This is a genomic window from Amycolatopsis sp. NPDC021455 (assembly GCF_040640995.1).
Classification (GTDB): Bacteria; Actinomycetota; Actinomycetes; order Mycobacteriales; family Pseudonocardiaceae; genus Amycolatopsis.
Genome location: NZ_JBFACT010000127.1, coordinates 1 through 10225 on the forward strand (window position 1 = coordinate 1; position 10225 = coordinate 10225).

Annotated in this window: 10 protein-coding genes; 3 read left to right on the forward strand and 7 right to left on the reverse strand. The window is 70.1% G+C overall.

Translation table 11 applies throughout. The annotated features are described in order from the left end of the window. Nucleotides 1-105: 105 nt before the first annotated feature. Entirely contained in the window at nucleotides 106-963 is an 858-nt protein-coding gene (locus tag AB0G28_RS48195) for a cytochrome c oxidase assembly protein (RefSeq protein WP_361106041.1), read from the reverse strand. 1 nt (nucleotide 964) lies between these two features. Beyond that, nucleotides 965-1891, reverse strand: coding sequence for an undecaprenyl-diphosphate phosphatase (locus AB0G28_RS48200; protein WP_361106044.1), 927 nt, complete (start codon nucleotides 1889-1891; stop codon nucleotides 965-967). Nucleotides 1892-2311: 420 nt separating this feature from the next. Between AB0G28_RS48200 and pip the strand changes: the two genes are divergently transcribed. Continuing rightward, nucleotides 2312-3256 (forward strand): prolyl aminopeptidase, encoded by a 945-nt coding sequence (pip, locus tag AB0G28_RS48205; RefSeq protein WP_361106048.1) that lies wholly within the window; start codon nucleotides 2312-2314, stop codon nucleotides 3254-3256. Here pip and AB0G28_RS48210 read toward each other — a convergent pair. The 5 genes from AB0G28_RS48210 to AB0G28_RS48230 are packed head-to-tail and all read right to left on the reverse strand — an operon-like array spanning nucleotide 3253 to nucleotide 8606. Continuing rightward, complete coding sequence (locus AB0G28_RS48210; protein WP_361106051.1) at nucleotides 3253-4044, reverse strand: ABC transporter permease; 792 nt, start codon at nucleotides 4042-4044, stop codon at nucleotides 3253-3255. The two genes, pip and AB0G28_RS48210, sit on opposite strands and share 4 nt — an antisense overlap. Nucleotides 4045-4052: 8 nt before the next feature. Beyond that, nucleotides 4053-4892: an ABC transporter permease gene (locus tag AB0G28_RS48215; RefSeq protein WP_361106054.1), complete on the reverse strand. Its 840-nt coding sequence runs from the start codon at nucleotides 4890-4892 to the stop codon at nucleotides 4053-4055. A 1-nt stretch (nucleotide 4893) separates the two neighbouring features. Next, nucleotides 4894-6096, reverse strand: a complete 1203-nt coding sequence (locus AB0G28_RS48220) for an ABC transporter substrate-binding protein (protein ID WP_361106057.1) — start codon at nucleotides 6094-6096, stop codon at nucleotides 4894-4896. An 18-nt stretch (nucleotides 6097-6114) separates the two neighbouring features. Next, on the reverse strand, nucleotides 6115-7176 hold the full coding sequence (locus AB0G28_RS48225; RefSeq protein ID WP_361106060.1) for an ABC transporter ATP-binding protein: 1062 nt from the start codon (nucleotides 7174-7176) through the stop codon (nucleotides 6115-6117). 8 nt (nucleotides 7177-7184) lie between these two features. Next, nucleotides 7185-8606: a gamma-aminobutyraldehyde dehydrogenase gene (locus AB0G28_RS48230; RefSeq protein WP_361106063.1), complete on the reverse strand. Its 1422-nt coding sequence runs from the start codon at nucleotides 8604-8606 to the stop codon at nucleotides 7185-7187. A gap of 103 nt (nucleotides 8607-8709) precedes the next feature. On the opposite strand from AB0G28_RS48230, the gene AB0G28_RS48235 reads away from it, so the two are divergent. Both AB0G28_RS48235 and AB0G28_RS48240 read left to right on the forward strand, forming a co-directional pair. After that, nucleotides 8710-9444 (forward strand): FCD domain-containing protein, encoded by a 735-nt coding sequence (locus AB0G28_RS48235; protein WP_361106066.1) that lies wholly within the window; start codon nucleotides 8710-8712, stop codon nucleotides 9442-9444. Nucleotides 9445-9478: 34 nt separating this feature from the next. Beyond that, complete coding sequence (locus tag AB0G28_RS48240) at nucleotides 9479-10186, forward strand: cache domain-containing protein (RefSeq protein WP_361106069.1); 708 nt, start codon at nucleotides 9479-9481, stop codon at nucleotides 10184-10186. Nucleotides 10187-10225 lie beyond the last annotated feature (39 nt).

The following is a 10225-nucleotide window of genomic DNA, read 5'->3' on the forward strand; positions in this document are numbered from 1 at the left end:
ACCTCGCGCGCCCCAATGTGGCGTTGGTTGCCTCAGACCCCCCCATTGTGGCGTTCGGTGCGTTGGACGCACCGAACGCCACATTGGGGCGCTTGAGAGCCCGGGTCATCGGCGCCTGAACCGTTCCGCGAGCGCCGGGTCGGATTCCCACCACAGCGCGGGCGGCGCCGAAGCGGCTTCTTCGTCCAGCTGGGCGTCGATCCGCTTCGCGCGCCGCTCGTCGTCGCGGGCCCAGCGGACGAACAACGCGGCGATGAACGGCAGCCCGGCGACGTCGCCGCCGATCCACAGCACCCCCGCGCCGATGATCTGGTCGGTCCGCGGGTCCGGACCCCAGCCGGGGTGCGCGGCCGCGTAGTGCGCCGGCGCGAGCAGCGGGCCGAGCCACAGCACCAGGCCGAGCGCGCCGTCGAAGATCACCTCGGTGAACGCGATCCACACCGACACCAGGTGCGGGTCCTCCCGCGGCGTCGGGTCGAGGCCCAGGCGCGTCCAGAAGTAGACGAAGCCCGCGGCGACCAGCACCACCCGGACGAGACCGTCGACCACCGCCGACCGCAGCGTGACGTCGTAGAGCGGGGTCAGGTACAGCACGAGCACCGGCGCGACCAGCACGACGGTGACCACCGGCGGGAACGTCAGCGCCCGCGCCACCGGGCCACGGCCGTGCCGACGCGGCCCCCGGGCCGGAACGGTGTCCAGGAGGAGCCGGATCGGGGCACCCAGGACCAGCAGGAGCGGTGTGATCATCAGCAGGGTGATGGTCTGGACCGCGCGGACCCAGAAGAACGTCGTGTCGTAGACGGCCAGCGGCGAGCAGGTGACCAGGACGATCGTCGCCAGCCCGGCGAGGAACGCCGTCGTGCGGCCCGGCGGCCAGGTGCGTCCGCGAGCCGCGCGGACGTAGAGCGTGCCCAGGACGAGCACGCAGCCGACCGCGGGGACGTCGAACGTCAGCGGCACGTCACACCGCGAAGAAGATCAGGCTGCCGATTCCGGCGACCACGCAGTAAATGGCGAACGGGGTCAAAGTACGCGTTTCGAAATACCCCGTGAGGAACCGGACGGAAATGTACGAAGCGACCCCGGCGACGACGCTGCCGACGAGTGCCGGGCCGAGCGACGCGTGGTTCTCCGGGGCGAACAGCGTCGGCATCTTCAGCACGCCCGCGGCCAGGATCACCGGCGTGGCCAGCAGGAACGCGAACCGCGCCGCGTCCTCGTGCCCGAGGCCGCGGCGCAGGCCGGCGACCATCGTGATGCCCGAGCGGCTGATGCCCGGCAGCAGCGCGAGGATCTGCGCCGCGCCGATCAGCACCGCCTCGCCGACCCGCAGCTTCGCGAGCCGGACGTCGGTCGCCTCCTCGACCGAGACCGCCCGCATGACCAGCGTGTCTTCGGCCGAAAAGTCCACGGTGTCCGCTTCCTCCGCGGGCTTCTTCCGGGAGAACTTCTCGGCGGCGTACAACACACCGCCGTTGAGGGCGAGGAAGATCGCCGACGGCACCGGCTTGCCGAGGAAGTCGCGCAGCAGGCCCTCCAGCAGCAGGCCGGCCAGTCCGACCGGGATCGTGGCGAGCACGAGCAGCCACGCGAGCCGCTGGTCGGGGGTGCGGACCTCGCGGTGGCGGAGCGACGTCCACAGCCCGCCGATGATCCGCACCCAGTCCTTGCGGAAGAACAGGACCAGCGCGAGCGCGGTGGCGACGTGCATCGCCACCAGCACCGCGAGGTACGGCGAATCCTTGCCGATGCTCAGGTCCCGCTGCCACGAGCCGCCGAGCCAGGCGGGCAGCAGGATGCTGTGGCCGAGACTGGACACCGGAAACAATTCCGACACCCCTTGCAAGGCGCCGACGACAATCGCCTCGACATAGGTCACCGCGGACATTCCGTGCCTTTCCGTACCCCTTTTTCACCACACCGACACCGGAAAGTACCGGCTTATCGGTGAGGCCCGGGCAAGGGGCACCGGCACGCTCAGCGTCCTCTCAGCGGATCACCGTGAGTTGTTCACATCCATGAACATCAATCATGTTCTTGACTCACATTCGGCTCGTGGCTTAGCGTTTAGCCCGTCGCCGCCACGACGAAGATTCGAACCCTCGACGAGGAGGACGGGAATGCGTGTGCGGACTGCCGGCCGTCGTGACCACCCCGACGGCGTCGTGTCCCCCAGCTGACCCCCACGGACCGGGAACCCGCTCAGCCCGGCGGCGGGGGCGGGTTCCCACCTTTCTCGGTCGTCGTCCCGGCGCTCGGCGGCGGGGCGTCGGGACGACGACCGGGGCTCTCCGGCAAAGTGTCGGGCATGGACGAGCTCTACCCGCCGATCCCTCCGCGCGCCGAAGGGTTCCTGGAAGTCGGCGACGGGCACCGGATCCGGTGCCAGGAGGCGGGCAACCCGGCCGGGAAGCCCGTCGTGGTGCTGCACGGTGGTCCCGGCAGCGGGATCGCGCCGATGGCGCGGCGGCACTTCGACCCGAGCGTCTACCGGATCGTCCTGTTCGACCAGCGCGGCTCGGGCCGGTCGACGCCGGACGCGGGCGACCTCACCGCGAACACGCTGTGGCACCTCGTCTCCGACATGGAGGCCCTGCGCGAACGGCTCGGCATCGAGCGCTGGCAGCTCTTCGGCGGTTCGTGGGGCGCGACGCTGGCCCTCGCCTACGCGCAGACGCACCCTTCGCGCGTCAGCGAGATCATCCTGCGGGGCGTGTTCACCGTGCGGCAGAGCGAGCTGGACTGGATCTACCGCGGCGGGGCCGCGAACCTCTTCCCGCGCGAGTGGGAAGCGTTCCTCGCGCCGATCCCGCCGTCACTGCGGGACGACCCGCTCTCCGCGTACGCCACGTTGCTCGACGACCCTTCCGAGGAGGTCCGGCACCGCGCCGCGATCGCCTGGAGCGTCTGGGAAGGCGCGACGGTTTCCGTGCAGCCGCAGGAGTCCTTCGTCCGGCAGTACGCCGAGCCGGCGTTCGCGCTCACGTTCGCGCGGCTCGCCGTCCACTACTTCAGCCACGGCGCATGGCTCGACGACGGGCAGCTGATCCGCGACGCCGGCAAGCTCGCCGGGATTCCCGGCGTCATCGTGCAGGGCCGCTACGACGCGGTGTGCCCGCCGATCACGGCGTACGAGCTGCACCAGGCGTGGCCCGGTGCGGAGCTGAACCTCATCGAAGGCGCCGGGCACGCGGTGACCGACCCGGGCATGCTCGCCGCCCTCCGCGCGGCGACGGACTCCTTCCGCGGCTAGAGCCGTCCGCCGGAGGCCGTGTCGCCGCCGGAGAGCCGCTGCGCCAGGTACACCGGGACCGTCGAGACCACGATCAGCACCGCCGCGACGACGTTGACGATCGGGGCCTGGTTGGGCCGGAACAGGTTGTCGTAGATCCAGATCGGCAGCGTCTCCAGGCCCGTGCCGAGGGTGAACGTCGTCACGATGATCTCGTCGAACGACAGCGCGAACGCCAGCAGCCCGCCGGCCAGCAACGCCGAGCGCAGCATCGGAAACGTCACCAGCCGGAACGTCGTGAAGCCGGTCGCACCGAGGTCCATCGACGCCTCTTCGAGGTTGCCGCCCAGCCGCCGCAGCCGCGCGACGACGTTGTTGAACACCACCACGATGCAGAACGTCGCGTGCGCGATGATCGCCGTCAGCAGGCCGAGGTCGATGCCCAGGATGGTCCGGAACGCGTTGTTCAGCGCGATGCCCGTGACGATCCCGGGCAGCGCGATCGGCAGGATGATCAGCAGCGACACCGGGTTGCGGCCGAAGAACCGGTAGCGCTGCAGGGCGAACGCGGCCATCGTGCCGAGCACCAGCGCGATCGCCGTCGCCGCGAGACCCGCCTGCACGCTCGTCCAGAGTGCGTGCAGAGCGCCTTCGTTGGAGGCCGCCCGGCTCCACCATTCGAAGGTGAACCGCGACGGCGGCCAGCCGAACGTCGTGTCCGCGTTGACGGAGTTGAGCAGCACCACCACCAGCGGGAAGTAGATCACCGCCAGGCCGAGCCCCAGCGCCGTCCACAGCAGCGTCCGCATGCGGGCTCCTAGAGGTTGTCCAGCGCGCCGGTGCGGCGCACCGCGGCCAGGTAGACCAGCATGATCACGACCGGCACGGTCGCCACGGTCGCCGCGAAGGGCAGGTTGTTCGCCGCGCCGATGTTGTCGTACACGACGTTGCCGAGCATCTGCGAAGTGCCGCCGACGATCTTGACCGCGATGTAGTCGCCCAGGGACAGCGAGAACGTGAAGATCGAACCCGCCACGATCGCCGGGAACGTCAGCGGCAGGATCACCGAGCGGAACGTCCGGAACGAGCGCGCGCCGAGGTCGCCGGACGCGTCCACCAGCGAGTCCGGCAGCCGGTCGAGGCCCGCGTAGATCGGCAGGATCATGTACGGCAGCCAGAGGTAGGACAGCGTGATGATCGTCGCCGTGACGCCGTAGCCGGGAGAAATCCCGCTCAGGGCGCCGTTGCCGGACAGCATCGACCGCCACGCGTACGCCTTCACCAGGTAGCTCGCCCACAGCGGGGTCATCACCGCGATCACCAGGATCCGTTGTGCGCGCGGTGAAGCGAGCTTGGCCATCGCGTAGGCCATCGGGAACGCGACGACCGCGTCGATCACCGTGACCAGGGCCGCGATCCCGACCGTGCGGAACGTGATCGTGCGGTAGACGGCGTCGGTGAACAGCGTCCGGAAGTTGTCCAGCGACCAGTCGACGACGACCTGGCCGGTGAACGTATCGGTGCGCCAGAACGCCGTGACGAACAGCGCGGCGAGCGCGCCCAGGTAGGCCAGGCCGAGCCAGAGCAGCGGCGCCGAGAGCAGGAAACCCAGGCGCAGCTTGGGTTTCCTATAGAAGAAGGCCGATACGGCGGTCATCTCAGCCCTTGATCTCGGTCCAGGCGCGGGTCCACTCGCCGTAGTCCTTGCACTTGACGTCCGTGCGGCCGTCGAGGCACTGCGGGATCGGCGTTGTCCAGTACGCGATCTTCGCCGCGTACGCCGCGTCGCCGGCGTGGTAGGTGTCGCAGAGCGTCTTGTCCGTCATCTCCGCGCACGCCTTCGCGTTCGCCGGCGCCTCGCCGAAGTACTCCGCGACCTGGGCGTTGGCCTTCGGGCTGATGATGTAGTCGAGCCACTTGTAGGCGCACGTCTTGTGCGGCGACTTCGCCGCGACCATCCAGGTGTCCGACCACCCGGTGGCGCCTTCGCTCGGCACGGCCGCCTCGAGCGGCGCGCCTTCGCCCTTGGTGAGGTTGACGGTGACCTGCCAGGCGGTGCCGACCAGCGCGTCGCCGTTCTTCAGCGCCTGGGACTCCTTGAGGTAGTCCGACCAGTACTCGCTGACCAGCGGCCGCTGCTGCTTGAGCAGGTTCACCGCCGCGGTGAACTGCTTGTCGTCCAGCGCGTAGGGGTTCTTGATGCCCAGGTCGGGCTGGTGGGCCTGGAGGTACAGCGCGGCGTCGGCGATGTAGATCGGCGAGTCGTAGGCGATCACCTTGCCCTTGTAGGGCGAGTTCGCGTCGAACATCACCGACCACGACGTCGGCGCGGGGGTCACCTTGTCGGTGCGCCAGGTCAGCAGGTTCGCGCCCCAGCCGTGCGGGATCCCGTACGCCACGCCGTTCACGCTGTTCCACGGCTTGTTCTTCAGGAACGGCTGGACGTCGTTGTAGTTCGGCACGAGGTCGGTGTTCACCGGCTCGGCGTCCCCGGACGCGACGAGCCGCAGCGAGGCGTCGCCCGACGCCGACACGACGTCGTACTGACCGGTCTTCATCAGGGTGACGGCCTCGTCGGACGTGCCGAACGGCTTGACGTTCACCTTGCAGCCGGTCTGCTGCTCGAACGGCGTCACCCAGTCGACCTTCGGGTCGTTGGAGCCGTTCTCCGCGTACCCCGGCCAGGCGAGGACGTTCAGCTGCCCTTCCGGCTGGCCGAGCGCTTTCAGCGCCTCCAGCTTCGGCGGCGTGAACCCCTGCGCGCCCGGCGGCGCGGCGGAGTTCGAGCCGGACGTGCCACATGCAGCCAACAGCAGGCTCGCGCCGAGGATCCCGGCCAGCCGCGTCTTCCTGTTCTTCATGGCACCCCTTTCGAGGGATTACTGGACCTGGAAGCTGTGTTCGTTGCGCCAGCTCAGCCGGACGCGACCGTCCGCCAAAGCGCCGTCGGTGTTCTGCCGGACCACCGAGAGGCGGCCGCCGGCGTCGAGCGCGACCGAGTACCGCACGGTGGCCCCGGCGTAGACGACGTCGGTGACCGTGCCCGTCGCGCTGGTCTCCCCCGCCGCGGCGGGCTCGGACAGCTCGCCGTCGATGCGGATCTTCTCCGGCCGGATGCTGAACAGCCCCGGCCTGCCGATGACGGACTCGGCGCCGCGGCCGCCGAGCAGGTTCGACGTCCCCACGAAGCCGGCGACGAACGCGCTCGCGGGCCGTTCGTAGACCTCTTCGGGCGGCCCGACCTGCTCGATCCGGCCGTCGTTGAACACCGCGATCCGGTCGCTCATGGTGAGCGCTTCGTCCTGGTCGTGGGTGACGAAGACGAACGTGATGCCGACGTCACGCTGGATCTGCTTCAGTTCGAGCTGCATCGCCTGACGCAGCTTCAGGTCGAGTGCGCCGAGGGGTTCGTCGAGGAGCAGCACCTTGGGCCGGTTCACCAGCGCGCGGGCGAGCGCGACGCGCTGGCGCTGCCCGCCGGAAAGCTGCGCGGGCTTGCGGGAGCCGTAGTCCTCCAGCCGCACGGTCTTCAACGCTTCCAGCGCGCGCTCCCGGCGTTGCTGCTTCGGGACGCGCTTGACGCGCAGGCCGTACTCGACGTTCTGCAGCACGTTCATGTGCGGGAACAGCGCGTAGTCCTGGAACACCGTGTTGACGTCCCGCTCGAAGGGCGCGAGGCGGGTGACGTCCCGCCCGTCCAGCTCGATCGTGCCCTCAGTCGGCAGCTCGAAGCCGGCGATCATGCGCAGCACCGTCGTCTTGCCGGAACCGGACGGGCCGAGCATGGAGAAGAACTCGCCGGGCGGGATGTCCAGGTCGACGCCGTCGACCGCGCGGACGTCGCCGAAGTGCTTGCGCAGCCCGGAAAGCCGGATCGCGGGCCGCGTGCTTTCGGCCGGGGTGGTCTCCTCCGGCGCCGCCGACGGTGCTTGGTTGGGCATCGCCTACCTCACAGAGCACTCATGACGTGCTTGACGCGGGTGTAGTCCTCGAGGCCGTAGAGCGAGAGGTCCTTGCCGTAGCCGGACTTCTTGAAGCCGCCGTGCGGCATTTCGGCGACCAGCGGGATGTGGGTGTTGATCCAGACGCAGCCGAAGTCGAGCTTCGCGGCGACGCGCATCGCGCGCTGGTGGTCACGGGTCCAGACCGACGACGCGAGGGCGTACTGAACGCCGTTCGCGAACTTCAGCGCCTCGGCTTCGTCGGAGAACCGCTGGACGGTGATGACCGGGCCGAAGATCTCGTTCTGGATCGCCTCGTCGTCCTGCCGGAGCCCGGAGACGACGGTGGCTTCGTAGAAGTACCCTTCGTCACCGGCCCGGTGTCCTCCACAGTGGACAGTCGCGTGCTCCGGCAGCCGATCGATGAAGCCGGCCACCTTCTCGAGCTGGGCGGCGTTGTTGAGCGGGCCGTAGGCGACGTCTTCGTCGTCGGGCTTGCCGGTCTTGGTCTGCTCGGCCTGGCGGGCGAGGGCGGCGACGAAGGTGTCGTGGACGTCGTCGGCGACCAGCACGCGGGTGGCGGCGGTGCAGTCCTGGCCGGCGTTGAAGTAGCCGGCGACGGCGATGGCCTCGGCCGCGGCTTCGAGGTCGGCGTCGCCGAAGACGATGACCGGGGCCTTGCCGCCGAGTTCGAGGTGGACGCGCTTGACGTCGTCGGCGGCACTGCGCGCGACTTCGATGCCCGCCCGGACCGAGCCGGTGATCGACACCATCGCCGGGATGTCGTGCTCCACCAGGGCGCGGCCGGTGTCGCGGTCGCCGCAGATCACGTTGAACACGCCCGGCGGCAGGAACTCGCCGGCGATCTCGGCGAGCAGCAGCGTCGACGCCGGCGTGGTGTCGGACGGCTTGAGGACGACGGTGTTGCCGGCGGCGAGCGCGGGCGCGATCTTCCAGATGGCCATCAGCAGCGGGTAGTTCCACGGCGTCACCTGCGCGCAGACGCCGACGGGCTCGCGGCGGACGAAGGACGTGTGGCCTTCCATGTACTCGCCCGCGGCCCGGCCTTCGAGCACTCGGGCGGCCCCGGCGAAGAACCGCACCTGGTCCAGGACCATCGGCATCTCTTCGGACATCGTGAGCCCGAGCGGCTTGCCGGTGTTCGCGGACTCGACGCGGACGATCTCTTCGGCGCGGGCTTCGAGGGCGTCGGCGATCTTCAGCAGCGCGAGCTGGCGCTGGGCGGGGGTGGTCTCCCGCCAGGTCTCGAACGCGGTCGCGGCGACCTGCAGGGCGTTGTCGACGTCCTCGGGGCCGGCGATCGGCGCGGTGCAGTACGCGCGTCCGGTGACCGGGTCGGTGATCTCGGCCGTCCGGCCCGACTTGGACTCGACGTAGGCGCCGCCGACGTAGTGCTTCAGCTCCTGCACGGTTACTCCTCGGTGCTACGGGGAGCTAAAACATATGACTCCATATGTAATAGGACAAGAGGATGGGGCAAGATTGGTGCGAACGGGTACTGGAGGGCACGCGATGCGAAAAGGCATGTCGCACAGCGCGCGGTCCGCCATGTTCGCCCCGCTCGGCCAGGTCGGGCGGGCGGAGGCGGTGGCGGCGCGGCTGGTCGACGCCATCACGCTCGGCCTGCTCGCCGACTCCGAGCAACTGCCCAGCGAGGCCGACCTGGCCGCGCAGTTCGGCGTCTCGACCGTGACGGTCCGGGAGGCGCTGGTCGCGTTGCGGCAGCAGGGGCTGGTCGAGACGCGGCGAGGCCGCAGCGGCGGCAGCTTCGTCCGCGCGCCGGCCAACCCGCCGTCGGACGCGTGGCGCGCGCGGCTGCGGGAGGTGTCGTTGTCGGACCTTCGCGACGTCGGCGACCACTACCTCGCGATCGCCGGAGCCGCCGCGAAGCTCGCCGCCGAACGCAGCTCCCCCGAGGACGTCGCCCGGCTGCGGCTGGCGACCGACGACCTCCGCACGGCCAAGGGCATCGACTTCACGCGGGCGGAACGGCAGTTCCACCTGGAGGTCGCGGCGGCCGCGCAGTCGCCGCGGCTCACGCACGAAGAGGTCCACCTGCAGAGCGAGCTGGGCGGGCTGCTGTGGCTCCCGCTCGGGCCGGCGGCGCACTCGCACGAAGAGCACACGGCGATCGCGGCCGCGATCTCCTCGGCGGACGGGGAACTGGCCCGCAAGCTGACGGAGGAGCACCTGCTGGGCGCGCTCGACCGGCTCGCGGACGTGCACCTCGGCTTGCTCACCCCGTAAAATCCCGCACACTCCGCGCATCGAGGTGAGCACCGTGAACGACACCCGCACGCTGGCCGGCGACGAGGTCGTCGAGCAGGTTTCCGCGTTGGTGGAAGGGGTTTTCGAGCGGCTCAAGCCCGTGCTGGCGGCGGCCGAGTCGGTGCTGGCCGAGTCCCCCGCCGCGGCCGCCCTGCACCGCATCCGCCCCCAGGTCACCGAGGCGCTGGGCGGGCTGGTCATCGGCGCGGGCTTCGTCAGCGCGCCGCACGTACTGGCCGATTCGGAGTTCGGCTTCGAATGGTGGACGGCCGGGTCTCCGCCGGCCCAGCTGTTCATCAGCCTCGACCCGGACAGCGAGAACTTCCTCGACTACACGCGCCAGTCGTGGTTCACGGTCCCCCGCGACACCGGGCGGCGGCACATCAACGGCCCGTACGTGGATTACCTGTGCACCGACGAGTACACCCTGACGTTCACGATCCCGGTGGTCCGCTCCGGCGCTTTCGCGGGCGTGGTGGGCGCGGACGTCTACGTGCGCGAGTTCGAGCGGGCGGTGCGGCCGCGGTTGCGGTCGCTGGGGCCCGGCGCGGCGTTGCTGAACGCGCAGGGCCGCGTGATCGTGTCCAACAGCGTCCGGCAGCCGACGGGCTCGCTGGTGCGCGAGGCCGACGTCCCGGCGTGGTGGTCGGCGGGCGCGGAGCCCGGGCCGGGGCTGAGGCGCTGCGGGGACTCGCCGATCGTGCTGGTGACCGGGGCCTGACAAGCGCCCCAATGTGGCGTTCGGTGCGTCTGACGCACC

Bases quoted from the DNA above. Each gene is read 5' to 3' on its own strand.
- AB0G28_RS48215 (WP_361106054.1), bottom strand. From the start codon at position 4,892: ATGACCGCCGTATCGGCCTTCTTCTATAGGAAACCCAAGCTGCGCCTG.
- pip (WP_361106048.1), top strand. From the start codon at position 2,312: ATGGACGAGCTCTACCCGCCGATCCCTCCGCGCGCCGAAGGGTTCCTG.
- AB0G28_RS48220 (WP_361106057.1), bottom strand. From the start codon at position 6,096: ATGAAGAACAGGAAGACGCGGCTGGCCGGGATCCTCGGCGCGAGCCTG.
- AB0G28_RS48225 (WP_361106060.1), bottom strand. From the start codon at position 7,176: ATGCCCAACCAAGCACCGTCGGCGGCGCCGGAGGAGACCACCCCGGCC.
- AB0G28_RS48235 (WP_361106066.1), top strand. From the start codon at position 8,710: ATGCGAAAAGGCATGTCGCACAGCGCGCGGTCCGCCATGTTCGCCCCG.
- AB0G28_RS48210 (WP_361106051.1), bottom strand. From the start codon at position 4,044: ATGCGGACGCTGCTGTGGACGGCGCTGGGGCTCGGCCTGGCGGTGATC.
- AB0G28_RS48200 (WP_361106044.1), bottom strand. From the start codon at position 1,891: ATGTCCGCGGTGACCTATGTCGAGGCGATTGTCGTCGGCGCCTTGCAA.